Here is a 16494-nt window from a genome sequence, read left to right on the forward strand (position 1 = left end):
GGAGAGGCCTACGCAGAAACACGGGGACGAAGGTCGGTGCTCAGTGGCGCTTCACGGAAAACGGAACCCCTGTTCGATCGTCACGCCCGGCTTCGGCGGGCGCGCAGGGCTCGCGTCACACGCGTGATGCCGTACCCGAGCAGCCAGGGAAGAACAGTGACGCCCAGGACGCAGACGCCGATCGTGCCCAGGAAGTCGCCCCTCCAGACCGGATCGCCCGGGTGGGGTTCCCGCCGCAGGAAAAGGAGCGGCGGGAGCCCCGCCGGCTCCAGCGGGAGCAGCACCGACAACCGCCGCGGCCACCGGCCGGGACTGCCGGGTCTGCGGGCGCACATTATTCCGAGCGCGCCCATGACGAAGGGCCCGAGCGGTATCCACAGCACCGCCGGGACGAGCAGCAGCATCCACCAGTCGTCCGAATACCCCGCCTGCATCGAAGGCCCCCCTGGCACCGCGCACCACTTCCACCCCGTTCCGGGCGACTCTCCCACCCGCATTTCCGGGAGTCATCAGGGGAACCACGTAGGCGAACACGTGGTTCATGCGGGGCGCCCGACCGGAATCCGGGTGCATCAGCGGCACGCGGCCGGGGGGATTCCGCCAGGTCGGCCCCGCTCAGCGCAGAGCCGACGCCACCAGCCCGCCGATCTCCTCCGCCGACACCTCCCCGCCGTTGACCAGCCGGTCGAAGACCAACCCGTCCACGCAGGTGAGCAGGGTGACCGTACGGCCGGGCGCGTCCCGTACTCCGCGGCCCGCCAGGAACTCGGCCGCAACCCGCCGGGCCGGGTTGTCGCGCGGGACGAGGATCTCCCGCAGTTCCGGATGGCGCACACTCTCGATCGCGCAGGCGTACCGCGCGAGGGAGCGGCGTCGGCCCTCCCCGGTGAGCCGCCGTGCGCAGAAGCCCACCAGGCCGGTCACCAGTTCCCCGGTGTCGCGCGGCACCGGGGTCGCCTCACCGAGTTCCCGGAGTTCGGCCTGGTCCAGGTCGACCAGCCGGCGCACCAGGGCGGTCAGCAGGGCCTGGCGGGTGCGGAAGTACGCCGAGGTCGTGCCGGACGGCAGCCCCGCCGCCGTGTCGACCGCTCGATGGGTCAGCCCTCGTGCCCCGGCGTCGGCCAGCACGGAGATCGCCGCGTCGGCGAGAACGGTACGTCGGTCGGTGGCCACCCTTCCTTTCTACACCTGTAGAGACCTGGCCGTGTGCCGGAGTACGCTTCTTCTACATCTGTAGAAGAAGCGGGGGAATGGACATATGGATCAGGGCAGCGCGGTGGTCGTCGGCGGCGGCATAGGCGGGCTGGCCGCCGCGATCGGCCTGCGGCGGATCGGCTGGGACGTGACGGTCCTGGAGCGCGCGCCCGCCTTCGAGGACGTGGGCGCGGGCATCTCGATGCACGCCAACGGCGTACGGGCGCTGGATGCGCTCGGCGTGGGAGAGGCCGTACGTGCCGTCGTACGCCCCCTCTATACCGGCGGCACCCGCAGCCCCGGCGGCCGGCTGCTGGCCCGCATGGACGGCGCCGCCCTGGAACGCCGGCTCGGCACTCCCGTCGTCGGCGTCCTCCGCGCCGACCTGCACCGTGTCCTGCGCGAGGCGCTGCCCGCCGGGTGTGTGAAGAACGGCGAGGAGGTGGCCGGCCTCGGAGGTCTGCCCGACGCCGATCTCGTCGTCGCCGCCGACGGCGTACACAGCCTGCTGCGCGCCGAACTGTTCCCCCGTCATCCCGGGGCGGTCTACAGCGGAACGACGGTCCTGCGGGCCGTCACCGAGCGGCCGCTCCTCGACCCGCCCGACGACCTGGGGCTGACGTGGGGACCGGGCGCCGAGTTCGGTCACCTCGTGTTCGTCGACGGACGGGTGGAGTGGCACGCACTGCTCGACGTGCCGCCCGGCGTACGCCACGCCGACCCGCTGGCCGAGATGCGCCGACGCTTCGGCGGCTGGCACGACCCCATCCCCGCCCTGCTGGACGCGACCCGCCACGAGGACGTCCTGCACCACGACATCCACGAACTGGTCACCCCGCTCCCGGCGTTCACCGTCGGCCGGGTCGCCCTCCTCGGGGACGCCGCCCACGCCATGACCCCGAACCTCGGCCAGGGCGCCAGCCAGGCACTGGAGGACGCGGTGGTCCTGGCCGCCCGCCTGGCCGACGAGCCCACCGTCGGCGCGGCCCTGCGCCGCTACGACACCGAACGCCGCCGCCGCACCCGGTCCGTGGCCCGCGCCGCCCGCCAGGCCGGCCGGATGGGCCACGGTCTGACCCGTCCCCTCGCCGCCGCCCTGCGTGACACGGTTCTGCGGCTGGCCCCCTCCGGGGTCACACTGCGCGCCGCTCTCCGGCACGCCGACTGGGCTCCACCGCGGTTGCGGTGACACCCGGCGGAGACAGGCCGAGATGCCGGCCGGCATGGATCGTCGTGATCGATGCGAGCCCGGCCGGGCGTGAGACGCGGACGACGGCGCGCCCTCGCCCCGTGGGAGAGGCCGTCCCTTCGGGCCCTGGCCGTCGTCGTGGCCCGGACCGTCCTCGGCCGGCTGATCCGGGTGCACGTCAGGCCGTGGCTTCCCGGTACTCGCCGAGCCAGCGGAAGGCGCCCCCGGTGACCTGCCACAGGTGCATCGTGTCCGTGTAGCGGTAGGTGGACGCGTCGTACCGCAGGCGTTTGGTGATCCCCCGGTAGTCGGTCTCGCGCAGCCGGCCCGTGATCGCGGCCCGCTCGGCCAGGGACGCGCCCAGCCCGGTCATGGCCCCGGCCACGAAGAGCGTCGCGTCGTACGCCTCGACGGCGTACCAGGGCGGGGCGGCCGTGAACCGTGTGCGGTAGGCGGTGACGAAGGACTTCGCGGCTGTCACCCGGGCCGGGTCGAGGAACGTGGCCGCGAACAACCAGCCCTCGGCGGCGTCGCCCGCCGAAGTGAGGAAACGGGGGTCGAGGGCGCGCTGGGTGGCCAGCCGTGCCCCGGAGTACCCGGCCGAGCGCAGCGCCCGGGCAAGCCGCGCCGCCCGCGCGTAACCGCCGCCGAACACCACCGCGTCCGCCTTCGCGTCCCTCACCGATTCCGCGAGGGTACGGAAGTCGTCGTCCTCGGCGGCGGCGGTTCGCCGGATCGTGGTGCGCTGTCCGGAGCGCACGGCGTCGTCGACGGACGCGCACAGCCGCCAGCTGAAGTCGCCCTCGGCCTCGTCGTCGACCAGCACCGTCCTGCGCGCCCCGGCGGTGCGCACCAGATAGGCGACGACCGGCGCCGCCAGCATCACGTCATCGGGTCGGGTGGCCGCGTATACCCGGTAGGTGGTCGGGGACACGCCGTCGAGTCCGACCGACACACCGACCATCGGGAGCCGTGCCTGCTGGTAGAGGCCGAGGGTGGCCTTCGCACATGTGTCGGTGGTCGGCCCGAGCACCGCCCGGACCCGGTCGTCGGCGGCCAACCGCCGGGCAACCCGACGGGCCCCAGCCGCGCCGCCCTTGTCGTCGTGCACCTGGAGTGCCAGGTCGAAGCCGCGTCCGGTACGGGAGTTGTGGTGGTCGACGGCGATCCGTACACCGTTCTCCTGGGCGCGTCCCGTCGTACGACCGCTGCCGCTGAGGTCGGCGTGCAGGGCGACCACCAGCCGCGGGAGCCGGGTGGCGGCGGACGCGTGCCCGGGACGCCGGGCCGTCCACCAGGCCGCCGCACCGCCGGCCGCAAGGACACCGGCGGCCGAGCCCAGGGCCAGGAACCGGCGGCGCGACGGCGTCTCGGACAGCTCGGATGTCTCGTACGCCTGGGACGCCTTCGACATCCCCGCTGGACTGGATGTCTCCGATATCTCGGTCGCCGTGACCGCGGGCAGGGCGAGCACGGCGGCCGAACGCCGCGCGATCAGCCGGGTGAGGGGCTCCGGCAGCCAGCCCCCGTCCTCGTCCACACCGTCCAGCGCCCGCCGTATCCCGGCCACCGCGGGCCGGGCGCCGGGCTCCTTCGCCAGGCACCCCCGCAGCAGCGGCAGCAACGGCTCCGGTACACCGGCCAGGTCCGGTTCGTCATGGACCGTCCGCATCAGCGTCTCGGCGGCGGATCCGTGCCCGAAGGGGCCCGCGCCCGTCACGGCGTACGCCAGCAGACAGCCGAACGAGAACACGTCACTGGCCGGCCCGATCTCCCGGCCCCTGCCCTGTGCCTGTTCGGGCGAGAGGAACCCGGGGGAACCGACGACCGTCCCGCTCACGGTGAGCGCGGTGTCCTCCGGCATCCGGGCGATGCCGAAGTCGATCAGCCGGGGCCCGTCGACGGCGAGCAGCACATTGCCGGGCTTGACGTCCCGGTGCACCAGACCCGCCCCGTGCACCGCGTCCAGCGCCTCGGCCAGCCGCGCGCCCAGGACGCGGACGGTCCCGTACGGAAGCGGCCCGCACTCCTCCACCGCCTCGGCCAGCGAGGGTCCCGGCACGAAGGAGGTGGCGAGCCACGGCGACTCCGTGTCCGGGTCCGCGCCGAGCAGCGGCACCACCCACGGGCTGACGACCCGGCCCGCGGTCTCCACCTCACGGCGGAATCGGGCCCGGAAACCCGCGTCGTCCGCGTAGGCCGCACGGATCACCTTCACCGCGGCGAGCGCACCGCCGGCGGAGCGGGCCAGGTACACCACCCCCATGCCACCCGCGCCCAGCCGGCGCAGTGGCCGGTAGCCCGCGATCCTGACCGGATCCGCGCCGCGCAACGGCTCCATCAGCGCCGCCGCGTCACGTCGAGACCTGGAACGGCGCCACGCCCTGGTACGCGAACCGGTCTCCGTCGACCTTCCACAGGTAGACCCCGCTGCCGTCGATGACCAGAGCACCCGTCGTCTTGTCGAACGCGAGGTTGCGGCTGATCCCCTTGTAGGTGGCCGAGCGCAGCGCTGTCGTCAGGTTCGACCGGGTACGGCGCCCGGTGGTCAGCGAGCGCATGCCCTGTACGACGAGTTGCGCCACGTCGTACGTCTCCACGGCGTACCGCTGCGGATCGGCGCCGAAACGCTTCCGGTACGCGGCCGTGAAGGCCTTCGCCTCGGGCGCCGCGGTCGCGTCCATGACCGGGGCGACGACCGCCCAGCCGTCGGCCGCGTCCCCCGCCGCTGCAAGGAAGCGGTCGTCCAAGATCCCTTGGGCACCGGCCCTCGCCCCCGCGAAGTCACGGCTGCTCAGTGTCCGGGCCAGCAGCGCGGCCCGGTCGTGGAAGCCGGCGAAGGCGACGGAGTCCGCGCCCGAGGCGAGCAGGGCGTCCAGGGTCGGCCCGAAGTCGGTGCGCAGGGCGCTGACCACCTTCGGCACGGCCGGCTGCCGCGCCTTGCGCAGGATGCCCGCGAGGGTGCTGCTGATCTCCCAGCCGTAGGCGTCCGCCGCCCGGTCGTCGACGATCCCGACCGTGCGCGACTTCGCGGTGCCGCGCAGATACGCGTCGAGGTAGAACGGCAGGATCGTGTCCGTCACCCGGGCGTGCAGGAAGGACCGGCTGCCCATCACCCCCAGCACGGTGGCACCGGGCGACACCGCGATCAGGGGGAGCGAGGCGGCGTCGTACGTCGCCAGCGCGGCCAGTGCGGTGGAGTCCGTGGTGGGACCGATCACGGCCAGTACGGAACGGTCGGCGACGAGTTTCTCGGCCGCCGCGACCGACCGGGCCGGATCGCCACCGTCGTCCACCGCCTTCAGCGCGAGCGTGAACGGTTTGTCCGCACGGGAGTTGAACTGGTCGACCGCGAGCCGCACCCCCCGTTCCTGGGCCAGGCCCAGCGTCTTCTGATCACCGGTCAGGTCGGCGTGCAGACCGATGGTGTGCACGGGACCGGCGGCCTCCGGGGCGGGGGTGTCGTTCCCGCCGTCACCGGCGAGCGCCGCCCACGCGGCCGCCCCGCCCCCGGCGGTGACGGCCACCGCGCCCCCGGCCAGCAGGAGGAGACGGCGCCGGCCGACGGCTCGGGACGCGGGTTGTCCGGCGGTCGTGGTGTCCGTCGGCACGGCGCCGTCGGACGCGGGGTCGGCGGACGCGGGGTCGATCTCCGTGTCGTCGATGGAGGGCAGTGCGAGCCCGGCCGCCGACCGCTCCGCGATCAGCCGGACCAACGGCTCGGGCAGCCATGCCTCTTCGCCGGGGACCGTGTCGCCGGAGTCCGCGGGCTCGTGCGGACGTACGGCTCTCAGGGCCTCGCGCGGATCGGGCGGCGAGGCGGGCGCGGTGGCCGTGAGTGCCTCCGACAGTGCCTCGGCCGTGGGCCGCAGCCCCGGGTCCTTCTCCAGACAGCCGCTCACCACCTCGGCGAGCCCCGCCGGAACCCCCTCCACGTCCGGCACGTCGTGCACCGTCCGGTACAGCAGCGCGTCGATCGACCCGGTGCCGAACGGAGTGCGGCCGGTCGCCGCGAACGCCAGCACACACCCCAGCGAGAAGATGTCCCCGGCCGCTCCCGTGTCCTGCCCGCCCCGCGCCTGTTCCGGCGGCAGGAACCCCGGCGTGCCGACCACGACACCCGTCGAGGTCAGCGCGGGATCCGCCGGATTCCGGGCCACCCCGAAGTCGATCAGCCGGGGGCCGTCGACCGCCAGCAGTACATTGCCCGGCTTGACGTCCCGGTGCACGAGACCGGCGGCGTGCAGTTCCCCGAGCGCCTCGGCGAGCCGCGCGCCCAGCACCTTGAGGCTCGGTGCCGCCAGCGGTCCGTACTCGGCGACAGCCTCGCCCAGCGAGGGGCCGGGGACGAACGCGGTCGCGAGCCAGGGCTGTGCCGCCTCGGGATCCGCGTCCACGAGGGAGGCCACCCACGGGCTGGTCATCCGGCGGGCCGTGTCCGCCTCACGCCGGAACCGCTCCCGGAAGTCGGTGTCCTCGGCGTACTCGGTCTGGATCACCTTCAGGGCGACCAGGGTTCCGCCGGTCGAGCGGGCCAGGTAGACGACACCCATGCCGCCCGCGCCCAGCCGGCCGAGCAGCCGGTAGCCCGCCAGCCGGGCGGGATCGGAGGTACGCAGCGGCTCCATCACTTCTCCTTCAGCCGCTGCTCGACGCGCGTCAGCATCTGAGCCAGGGCCTTGCTGCCCAGTTCGTTCAGTTCCTGGTCGGTGTGCCCGGTGCCACCCGTCACGGAGACGGCCACGACGACCGTGCCCAGCCGGGCCACCATCCACCGGTACGACTGCGCGGCGCCGCCGTTCTCGGTGAACCGCCCCGCCTCCAGCACGGAGTCGTCGGCGTACTCCTGCTCCCGGGCGCCGAAGGGCGTGCCGAGGGACATCAGATCGGTGATCCGCTCGTTCGACCGGGGCCGCTGCTCCGGGCACCGCAGCACCTCCTCCAAGGTGGTGCTCACCTGTTCGTCGGCGCCGAGTGCGTCGGTGTGCACGGTGGCGACGGCCGTCACCTTGATCGCGCTCTTGCCCGCCGCGGCCGGCTGCCGGCTGTAACGGGACGTGCTCGCCAGCACCCCACGCGGCAGCTTCTCCCGCTCCCACCGGCAGCTCTCGTCCAGCACGGCCCAGGTGCCCGGGGTGCTCTCGGCCGGATCCTGAGCGCCGAAGTCCCGGCCCAGGTCGGCCGGCGCCAGGACGACGGACTCGGCCAGCAGGCCCCCGCCCTTCGCGGTGCGCGGGACGAGGGAGGCAGCGGGGGTGAACACCGACGTGGCCGAGGAGTCCGAGGAGGAGCCGGACGCGCTCGCCCGACCGCTCGGTGAGGAGACCGCCGGGGAGTCCACGGAGGAGCCCGCCGAGGCACTCGGTCCGGTCCCCCGCGACGAGGCGTCCGCCTCTGTTCCTGTCCCGCGGGCGGGGGCCGAACATCCGGCCAGCAGCAGCCCCGCCCCCAACAGGATCGCCCAACTTCCCCGCATTCCTCCGGTATTGCCTGACACTCGGTCCCCTTTGACACCGTTCTTGCCGTACGAACTCCCGACCGTAGAGGGCGGGGTGGACGGGGGCCTCCGTAGAATTACGGGGAGAACCACGTATTCCGCCGGAGGGTCCGCGTCTCCGCCGTGCGGGCACCCCGTCCGGCCGTCGCCGGGGGCCTCAACCGCAGATCTCCTCCAGGGTCAGCCCGAGGGCGAGCAGTTCGCGGTCGGCTCCGGCGGGGGCGTCGATCTCCAGGCCCGTCGGCAGTCCGTTCGGCGCCAGGCCCATCGGGATGCTCAGGCCGGGGGCACCGATGACGCTGGCGGGGCCGGTGTTGCGGATGAAGGTGGCGAAGGTGTCGACGGGTTCGCCGCACAGGACCATGCCCTGGTCGCAGGTGGCCAGATCCAGGGCGGTGGCCGGGGTGGTCGGGAAGGTCAGGCCGTCCAGACCGTGGGCGGCGAATGTCTCCGCGTAGGCCGCGCGCAGCCGCCGCCGGTGGGCCAGGGACTCGCGGTAGACATCCTCGGGGACCAGGCCCGGGGCTCCGTCGAGAACGCAGTTCTCGAAGACGCCTCGCACGTCGGGGCTCGCGATGAGGGCGGCGAGGGCGGCGAGGTCCGTCTCCGGCCGGTGCTCCGCCAGGTAGGCGGACAGCTCCACCCGGGTCTCGTACAGCACGATGGCCATACCGATCTCAAACTCGCGTTCGACGAATGCGGTGACGTCGACCGGGACCAGTTCCACGCCGGCCACGGCGAGGGTGCGCAGGGCCGCCTCCCACGGGGCGGCGACATCGTCCTGCAGCCGCTCGGTGAAGTGGCCGGTGGGCACACCCAGCCTGATCGAGCGCGGCGGACGGGCCGTCACAGGGGTGTCGTCGCCGCTGAGGACCCCGTCGAGCAGGACCAGATCCGCGACCCGGCTCGCCATGGGGCCGATGGTGTCCCGGGTGCTGGACAGGGGTGTCACGCCCTCCCCGGGATAGCGGCCGACGGTGGCCCGGAGTCCGCAGGTGCCCGTGACGGCGGCGGGAATGCGGACCGAGCCGCCCGTGTCGGTGCCGAGTCCGGCCCGCACCACGCCCGCCGCGACGAGCGCGGCGACCCCGCCGCTGCTGCCCCCGGCGAAGCGCTCGGTGTCGTACGGGTTGCGGACGGGGCCGAAGGCCTGGTTGTTGCTGGTGATGCCGAGCGCCAGCTCGTGCATGTTGGCCTTGCCCAGGATGACGGCGCCGGCCTCACGCAGCCGCCGCACCGCGGGTGCGTCGGTCGCGGGCACGAAGTCCCGCAGGGCGGGAGTGCCGGCCGTGTTGGGCAGCCCGGCGACATGGATGTTGTCCTTGACCGCGAGGGTCATGCCGGACAACGGGCCCGGCCCGCCGGGGGCCTTGGCGGCGGCCTCGTGGTCGAGGGTGATGAAGCCGCCCAGGTGCGCCGCCTCCCCGGCTCGCTCCAGTGATCTCCGCACGGACTCGGTGGTGGACTCGGTGGTGGATTCGCTCATGACCTGACCTGCTCTTTCGTGGCCCCGGGAAATTTCATGTCATCGTTAGTTCACGCGATGACATGTTGGAGGAAAAAGAGCCCTCCATCAAGTCCCACCACCTGCCACCACCAGCGACCGCCTGCGACCGTCTGTCGGCTCCGGCCGTCGCCTCCGACGACAGTGCGTGTCCAATTGCGTGGTTCCACGGAGGTACTCGCCCCGGCCGGTCCGTATGGTTCGGCGGGCCGGGCGAACGGCCCGGGGATTACCGAGGTGGTCGCAGCACAGAACGCCGACGAGTACCGACCGTCACTCCGCCCGGGGCACCAACCGGTCGATCAACGAGGGACGGAACGTGAACGGCGCACGACGGGTAATCGACGGGCGATTCGAACTGCTGGAGCAGCTGGGTTCCGGGGGCATGGGCACCGTGTGGCGGGCTCGGGACACAGTCCTTCAGCGTGACGTCGCGCTGAAGGAGGTCCGATTCGCCGGTCCGAGCGTGGCCGGAGCAGCCCCTGGAGACCTGGACGTGCAGCACGAGCGCGTGCTGCGTGAGGGCCGCGCGCTCGCCCGGCTGAGACACCCCAACGTGGTGACGATCCATCACATCGTCGACCAGGACCCGTATCCCTGGCTCGTGATGGAATTCGTTCCGGGGCTGTCCCTGCAAGACCGGCTGACCACCGGCCCGCTGGACCCTCGGGAGGCGGCCCGCGTCGGCCGGGACGTGCTGGCCGCGCTGCGCACCGCCCACGCCGCCGGTGTCCACCACCGTGACGTCAAACCGGCGAACATCCTGTTGAGGGAGGGCCCTGAACACACCACCACGGCTGTACTCACCGACTTCGGCATCGCCGGCCTCCCCGGGGTCAGCCGGCTGACCCACACCGGGGAGATGGTCGGCTCGCCCGAGTTCATGGCCCCGGAGCGGATCCGCGGCGCCGACGACGCTCCGGCGTCCGACCTCTGGTCACTGGGCATGACCCTCTACGTCTGCGTGGAGGGGACCAGCCCCATGCGGCGTGCCACCAGCCTCGCCACTCTTGCCGCCGTGCTCGGCGAACCGGTGCCACCGCCGGTGCACGCGGGCCCCCTGGCACCGGTCCTGTCGCGGTTGCTCGTGGCGGACCACCAGGAGCGGCCGGACGCCGCCGAGCTGGATGCGCTGCTCGCCGCAGCGGTCGACGATGCCGCGCGACTGAACGCCCCGGCCATGCTGAACCCGAGTGCCCCCAGGCCGACGACTCCGGCGCAGGACGAGCCCTCCGACAGCGAAGCCGACGGGCTACCGCCCACCGCCCGGTTGGAAGCACCGGCGTCCCGTCTCTTCTTCCGGCGGGCAACGCCGGTCGTGGGAGCCGCCGTGGCCGTTGCGGCGCTGATCGCCGCGGCCGCGTACCTGTCCCTCAGGTCGCCGGAGGGCGGCACCGTCCAGGCAGCGGACGGAACCGGAGCCGTCGCGACGGTCACCGCCACCGCCGTCGTGCCTGGAGCGAGCGGAACCGCGGCGAAGAGTCCTGCCACGAGCCCCGCCCCGGAGAGCGAGGCCGGGACCACCGGGCGCACGGCCGGGACCACCGGCGCCTCCGACACTTCCGAGACCTCCGACGCCTCCGAGAACCCCGGGGCCGAGGAAGTCGCCGCGTCACCGCACGACACCGACTCACCCACCTCGACCCCCACTTCGACGGCGACGTCGACCGGTTCCGGGGAGGTCGTGTCGTCCTTCGCGCTGCGAGGCAGACAGTCCGGCAGGTGCCTGACGGCGAATCTCTACAGTGCGGCGATCAGAACGTGCACGGGCGGTTCCGCGCAGGCGTGGGCGCTCGGCTCGGACGGCACCCTGAAGGGGATACACGGGTATCTGACCGCGACGGCGGGGAGCTACGCACTCAAGACCACCGCCGAGTACACCGCCGACGGCCTGCAACGCTGGGCACTGGACTCCAGCGGCGAGATCCGCAACGAGGAAACAGGCAACTGCCTGAACGCCGACGGGCAGGAGGTCGCCGACGGCACCAAGGTGACCCTGCGCGACTGCACCGGCGAGACCAATCAGGCCTGGGCCCGGACAGAGCAGTAACACCCAGGTCGGACTTGGCGATTCGCCGGAATCCGGAACCTGGCGGCGGCGAAGCCGGGCGGACAGACCCGTGCGGTACGGGCCGCGCCGTCGTGCGGCCCGATCCGGAGGGCTTCGTCGGCCTTGACCGTCCGGCCAGTGAAGACGAGGTCTTCGGCGGGCCCACGAACCGGCGTTTCATGCCCGGATGCCAGGACCTGCGGCCCGCCCACCGCGTCCGAGGGAGGAAAGGATCTGTGTACGCGGGGCCGTACGCCGCCCCTCCCGGCCGGCGGGCGGCGTACGGCCGACGAGGACGCCGGCGGGCTACCGCTCTGCGCGTGTCCCCTCCGACTGTGTGACGGCGAGTCGGATTTCGCCGAAGTAGGCCAGGTCGCAGGCCGCGACGCGGGTGGTGCCGTGCTGGTCGGGTCCTCCGGAAGAGATGCCGGTCGATCCCACGGCCGGTCGGAGTACGGCCCGGATGTGCGCACGCAGCCGGGGATCAGGAGCCGACGAGGAGACGGTCCCGTTCGGCCGCCACCTCGGGCCGCAGTTCCCGCTCGCCGTCGAACAGGCTCGGTGCCAGCGTCAGGATCGCCGCTTCTTCGGGGCCGGGCCGCAGCCGGTCGGGGCCCTGTTTCCCGCGGATCGCGGCCAGTAGTGCGTCCGGGAGGGTGCCGTCGGTGACGACGCGGAAGGATGTGCCGACGGTGAACGTGTCGTCCTGGAGAGCAGACACGATGTCGGCCAGGCCCAAGCCGTGCTCGGTGAGTACGGTGGCCGGCTCATCGCCGGTGGCCGTGCGGCATTCCTCGGCGACCGGGTTGGAGCCGGGCCGTGCGCCGAACGCCCGCGAGAGGGCCGATTCCCCGGTCAAGTCGAACTCGAAGACGGACCGGGAGAGGTCCAGGTTCCGGTCGAGGGCGAGGCAGACCTGCCGCAGCGCGGGCCGGTCCCCGTCGTCGCCAGGCCCCCACGTTCGCCTCGACGAGTCTGCGCCGTCGAGCTTTCCCCACACCCATCGGTCGTCGAGCGCGCTGTCGATGTAGTACAGGGTGTACTCGGCTTGGGGGCGAAGCCGCCCACCGGCCTGCCGAGCAGCACGGAGAACGCCGCCGTCAGATCCCGCTCCCAGAGATCGATCACTCCGATGCTCCTAGCCGAGCGGCGCTCAAGCCCAAATGTTGTGCGGATGACGCAACCGCATCCCCGAAGCCGCCCCGAAGGGCTCGACGCCGCCGCCCTCAGGGGCGGCGGACGGTCGAGGTCGATCGTGCCCATGCCCTCGGCGACCTCCAGACCGACGGACACAGGCTTCCTCAGCTGTCGAAGTCGACGGTCAGCGTCTCGGAGACGGGGAAGGTCTGGCAGGTCAGCACATAGCCGGCGTCGACCTCGGCGGCTTCGAGGGCGAAGTTGCGGCGCATGTCGGCCTCGCCCTCGATGACCAGGGCACGGCAGGTGCCGCACACGCCGCCCTTGCAGGCGAAGGGCAGGTCGGGTCGTGTCTTCTGGGCACCGTCCAGCACCGTGGCCGCGCGTGGCAGAGCCGCGGTGGTGGACCGGCCGTCGAGCGTGACGGTGACCTGGCTGACCGGTCCCCCGGCGACGGCTTCCTCGTTCCGCGACGCCCGTACCGGAGCATCGTCCGCGAAGAACAGTTCCTGGTGGACACGGTCGTCGGGTACGCCCAGGCCGGCCAGGACCCGCTGTGCGTCGCGGACCATGCCGTGGGGTCCGCACAGCCACCAGTGGTCCGCGGCGGTGACGTCGACCAGCGCGCCGACGAGCGCTGAGAGGCGCTCCGCGTCCAGGCGGCCGGAGAGCACCTCGGCCTCGCGGGGCTCGCGGGAGAGGACGTGGGCGAGCTGGAAGCGGGCCGGGTGGAGGTCCTTCAGGTCGGCGAGTTCGTCGGCGAACATCACGGATCCGGTGCGGCGGTTGCCGTACAGGAGAGTGACCCGCGAGCGGTCGTCGGCGTCGAGGACCGACTCGGCGATGGACAGCATGGGGGTGATACCTGACCCGGCGGCGATGAGTACGTGGTGCCCGGCTGCGGTGAGGTCGGGGGTGAACGCGCCCGTCGGTGCCATCACCTCCAGGATGTCGCCGGGCCGCACGTCGTGGACCAGCCAGGAGGAGAACAGGCCGCCGGACACTTCGCGTACACCGATGCGCGGCCGTGCGCCCACCGGCGAGCAGATCGAGTAGGAGCGTCGCTCGTCCCGTCCGTCGACGTCGCGGCGCAGGGTGAGCGACTGGCCCGCGCCGAAGGCGAATTCCTCGGCCAGGCCGTCGGGGATGTCGAAGCCGACGGCGACCGCGTCCTCGCACAGCCGCTGCACGGCGGCCACGCGCAGCCGGTGGAAGGCCGGGCGGCGGCGCAGCAGCGGCGTGGGGCCGGATGCCTTCAGGGCCTCCATCAGATCTCCTTGACGTACTCGAAGGGTTCGCGGCAGGCCCGGCAGCGCCAGAGCGCCTTGCAGGAGGTGGCGCCGAAGCGGGACGTCTCCTCCGTGTCGGCCGAACCGCACAGGGGGCACGGCACCGCCCTGCGGGCGGGGAACGGCGCCAGCGTCAGCGGTACCGGGCAGGGCCCGGGGCGTGGCGCCGGTCCGGGAGGCGCGATGCCGTGCTCGGCGAGGGTGCGGCGGCCGTTCGGTGTGATCCAGTCGCTGGTCCAGGGCGGATCGAGGGCCGTGCGCACCCGGACGCGCCCGTATCCGGCGTTCGTCAGGCGCGCGGCCACTTCGGCGCGCATCTCGGCCATGGCCGGGCAGCCGGAGTAGGTCGGGGTGAGGCTGACGACGACCGTTCCGTCGTCGTCGACCTCGACGTCCCGCAGCACACCGAGGTCGGCCAGGGTGAGCATGGGCAGCTCGGGGTCCGGCACGCACTCGGCGATGTACCGGGCGCGGCGCACGCGCGCCGGTACGGTCACCATGTCGCCCCCGGATGGGCACGGGCCACGCTCTGCAACTCCTCCAGCAGCGGGGCGAGATGTTCTGTGTGCTCGCCGGCGCGGCCCGATCCGGGCAGAGGCCGGCACACCGGCAGGGCCACACCGGCCGCCGCCGTGACCTGCTCCAGCACCGCCCCGACCTCGTCCCGGACGTCGCACGGGGTGAACAGCTCGTCCAGGTACGGCGCGACCTGGTCCAGCGCGTCCCGTATCCGGCGGTGGGACTCGGCGGTGCCGTCACCGAGGCGGACGACCCATTCGGCGGCGTACTGCCGGTGATACGTGAGTTCCTTGACGCCCTTGGCGGCGATCGCGGCGAGCACCGGATCGTCGCAGTCGGTGAGCCGCTCGAAGTGAGCGAGCCGCCAGCTGGAGAGGACCAGCAGTCGCACGATCGAGAACGCGAAGTCCCCGCCCGGGAGTTCGGCCAGGCGTACGTTGCGGAACTCGCCGGCGTCCCGGAAGTAGGCGTAGGCGTCCTCGTCGCGGCCGGTGCCGTCGGTCTGCCCGGCCCGGGAGTAGAGCAGGCGGGCCTGGCCGAGCAGGTCGAGGCCGATGTTCGCCAGCGCCACCTCCTCCTCCAGTTCCGGGGCGCGGGTGGTCCACTCGGCCAGCCGTTGCGCCAGGACGAGGGCGTCGTCGGCCAACGCGACGCAGACCGCGGCCAGTTCGCCGGAGTCGACACCCTCGGGCACAGTGGTGTCGACCCCGTGCAGAGGGTCCTCGAAGCCGGTGCCGTACGCCCAGCGCGTGTCGTCCTCGTGTCCCTCGGCCAGAACCAGGTGGACGTGGTCGTCACTCATGCCCTCTCCTTCAGATGTGCGGGACGTCGTCGGGGATGTCGTAGAAGGTCGGGTGGCGGTAGACCTTGTCGGCGCTCGGCGCGAAGAAGGGGTCCTTCTCGTCGCGCGAGGAGGCGGCTATGTGCTCCGAGCGCACCGCCCAGACCGACACGCCCTCGTTGCGGCGGGTGTACAGGTCCCGCGCGTGGGTGAGTGCCATCCGGTCGTCGGCCGCGTGCAGCGAGCCCACATGGACGTGGTTCAGGCCGCGCTTGCCTCGCACGAACACCTCGTACAGCGGCCAGTCCTGGTTCTCGGCGGTCATGCCACCGCTCCCTTCTTCGTACGGGCCGCCTGCCTGGCGGCATGGGCGGAGGCGGCCTCGCGGACCCAGGCGCCCTCCTCGTGTGCGGTCCGGCGCCGGGCGACCCGTTCCGTGTTGCAGGGCCCGTCACCGGAGATCACCCTGGTCAGCTCGTCCCAGTCGGGGGTGCCGAAGTCATGGTGTCCGCGCTCCTCGTTCCAGCGCAGTTCCGGGTCGGGCAGGGTCACACCGAGTTTGTCGGCCTGCGGGACGGTCATGTCGACGAAGCGCCGGCGCAGCTCGTCGTTGGTGTGCCGCTTGATCTTCCAGGCCATGGACTGCGCGGAGTTGGGCGAGGCGTCGTCCGGCGGACCGAACATCATCAGGGAGGGCCACCACCAGCGGTCCACGGCGTCCTGGACCATCTCCCGCTGTGCCTGCGTACCGCGCATCATCGTCAGCAACAGCTCGTAACCCTGCCGCTGATGAAACGACTCCTCCTTGCAGATACGCACCATCGCGCGCGCGTACGGCCCGTACGAACTCCGGCACAACGGCACCTGGTTGCAGATCGCCGCACCGTCCACGAACCAGCCGATCACACCGACGTCGGCGAAACTCAGCGTCGGATAGTTGAAGATCGACGAGTACTTCTGACGGCCCCCGATCAGCCGCTCGGTCAGGTCCGCACGGTCGGCACCGAGCGTCTCCGCCGCCGAGTACAGATACAGGCCGTGCCCGGCCTCGTCCTGCACCTTCGCGAAAAGGATCGCCTTGCGGCGCAGCGACGGCGCACGCGTGATCCACTCCCCCTCCGGCTGCATACCGATGATCTCCGAGTGCGCGTGCTGGGCGATCTGCCGGACCAGCGTCTTCCGGTAGCCCTCCGGCATCCAGTCACGCGGCTCGATCCGCCGGTCCCGCGCGATCGTCGCCTCGAAGTGCTCCTGCAACTCCGGTCCTGCGCGGCCCGGCGCCGACGCGTCGGCGTGTGTCGCGGCCATCCGCCCCACCTTCCCTACCGACCATT

At 72.6% G+C, this 16494-nt stretch carries 14 protein-coding genes; 2 read left to right on the forward strand and 12 right to left on the reverse strand.

What is annotated here, in order from left to right; translation table 11 throughout:
- Nucleotides 1–80 precede the first annotated feature (80 nt).
- Both OG787_RS00495 and OG787_RS00500 read right to left on the reverse strand, forming a co-directional pair.
- The gene (locus OG787_RS00495) at nt 81–434 is read right to left on the reverse strand and encodes a hypothetical protein (RefSeq protein WP_405533925.1); all 354 of its coding nucleotides are present in this window, start codon (nt 432–434) and stop codon (nt 81–83) included.
- 181 nt (nt 435–615) lie between these two features.
- Nucleotides 616–1173 (reverse strand): TetR/AcrR family transcriptional regulator, encoded by a 558-nt coding sequence (locus tag OG787_RS00500; protein WP_405533926.1) that lies wholly within the window; start codon nt 1171–1173, stop codon nt 616–618.
- Between the two features lie 85 nt (nt 1174–1258).
- Between OG787_RS00500 and OG787_RS00505 the strand changes: the two genes are divergently transcribed.
- Nucleotides 1259–2383: an FAD-dependent monooxygenase gene (locus tag OG787_RS00505; RefSeq protein ID WP_369033929.1), complete on the forward strand. Its 1125-nt coding sequence runs from the start codon at nt 1259–1261 to the stop codon at nt 2381–2383.
- A 178-nt stretch (nt 2384–2561) separates the two neighbouring features.
- On the opposite strand, the gene OG787_RS00510 is transcribed toward OG787_RS00505, so the two are convergent.
- The 4 genes from OG787_RS00510 to OG787_RS00525 all read right to left on the reverse strand — a co-directional run bounded on the left by OG787_RS00510 (nt 2562) and on the right by OG787_RS00525 (nt 9366).
- On the reverse strand, nt 2562–4724 hold the full coding sequence (locus OG787_RS00510; protein ID WP_405533927.1) for a bifunctional serine/threonine-protein kinase/ABC transporter substrate-binding protein: 2163 nt from the start codon (nt 4722–4724) through the stop codon (nt 2562–2564).
- Between the two features lie 13 nt (nt 4725–4737).
- Nucleotides 4738–7011, reverse strand: a complete 2274-nt coding sequence (locus tag OG787_RS00515) for a bifunctional serine/threonine-protein kinase/ABC transporter substrate-binding protein (RefSeq protein ID WP_405533928.1) — start codon at nt 7009–7011, stop codon at nt 4738–4740.
- Nucleotides 7011–7880 (reverse strand): hypothetical protein, encoded by an 870-nt coding sequence (locus OG787_RS00520; RefSeq protein WP_405533929.1) that lies wholly within the window; start codon nt 7878–7880, stop codon nt 7011–7013. The genes OG787_RS00515 and OG787_RS00520 overlap by 1 nt, the downstream gene beginning before the upstream one ends.
- Before the next feature lie 157 nt (nt 7881–8037).
- Nucleotides 8038–9366 (reverse strand): amidase family protein, encoded by a 1329-nt coding sequence (locus OG787_RS00525; protein WP_405533930.1) that lies wholly within the window; start codon nt 9364–9366, stop codon nt 8038–8040.
- A gap of 337 nt (nt 9367–9703) precedes the next feature.
- Between OG787_RS00525 and OG787_RS00530 the strand changes: the two genes are divergently transcribed.
- On the forward strand, nt 9704–11434 hold the full coding sequence (locus tag OG787_RS00530) for a protein kinase domain-containing protein (protein WP_405533931.1): 1731 nt from the start codon (nt 9704–9706) through the stop codon (nt 11432–11434).
- 484 nt (nt 11435–11918) lie between these two features.
- Here the strand turns inward: OG787_RS00530 and OG787_RS00535 are convergent, their stop codons facing one another.
- The 6 genes from OG787_RS00535 to paaA form a co-directional block, all read right to left on the reverse strand.
- Nucleotides 11919–12434, reverse strand: coding sequence for a hypothetical protein (locus tag OG787_RS00535; protein ID WP_405533932.1), 516 nt, complete (start codon nt 12432–12434; stop codon nt 11919–11921).
- 301 nt (nt 12435–12735) lie between these two features.
- Complete coding sequence (paaE, locus tag OG787_RS00540) at nt 12736–13839, reverse strand: 1,2-phenylacetyl-CoA epoxidase subunit PaaE (RefSeq protein ID WP_405533933.1); 1104 nt, start codon at nt 13837–13839, stop codon at nt 12736–12738.
- The gene (gene paaD / locus OG787_RS00545) at nt 13839–14360 is read right to left on the reverse strand and encodes a 1,2-phenylacetyl-CoA epoxidase subunit PaaD (protein WP_405533934.1); all 522 of its coding nucleotides are present in this window, start codon (nt 14358–14360) and stop codon (nt 13839–13841) included. Before paaD ends, paaE begins: the two co-directional genes overlap by 1 nt.
- Nucleotides 14354–15181, reverse strand: a complete 828-nt coding sequence (paaC, locus tag OG787_RS00550; RefSeq protein ID WP_405533935.1) for a 1,2-phenylacetyl-CoA epoxidase subunit PaaC — start codon at nt 15179–15181, stop codon at nt 14354–14356. Before paaC ends, paaD begins: the two co-directional genes overlap by 7 nt.
- Nucleotides 15182–15191: 10 nt before the next feature.
- Nucleotides 15192–15485: a 1,2-phenylacetyl-CoA epoxidase subunit PaaB gene (gene paaB, locus OG787_RS00555; RefSeq protein ID WP_405533936.1), complete on the reverse strand. Its 294-nt coding sequence runs from the start codon at nt 15483–15485 to the stop codon at nt 15192–15194.
- Nucleotides 15482–16468 (reverse strand): 1,2-phenylacetyl-CoA epoxidase subunit PaaA, encoded by a 987-nt coding sequence (gene paaA, locus OG787_RS00560; RefSeq protein ID WP_405533937.1) that lies wholly within the window; start codon nt 16466–16468, stop codon nt 15482–15484. Before paaA ends, paaB begins: the two co-directional genes overlap by 4 nt.
- Nucleotides 16469–16494: the final 26 nt, after the last annotated feature.

The organism is Streptomyces sp. NBC_00075 (assembly GCF_045041225.1).
GTDB lineage: Bacteria > Actinomycetota > Actinomycetes > Streptomycetales > Streptomycetaceae > Streptomyces > Streptomyces adonidis.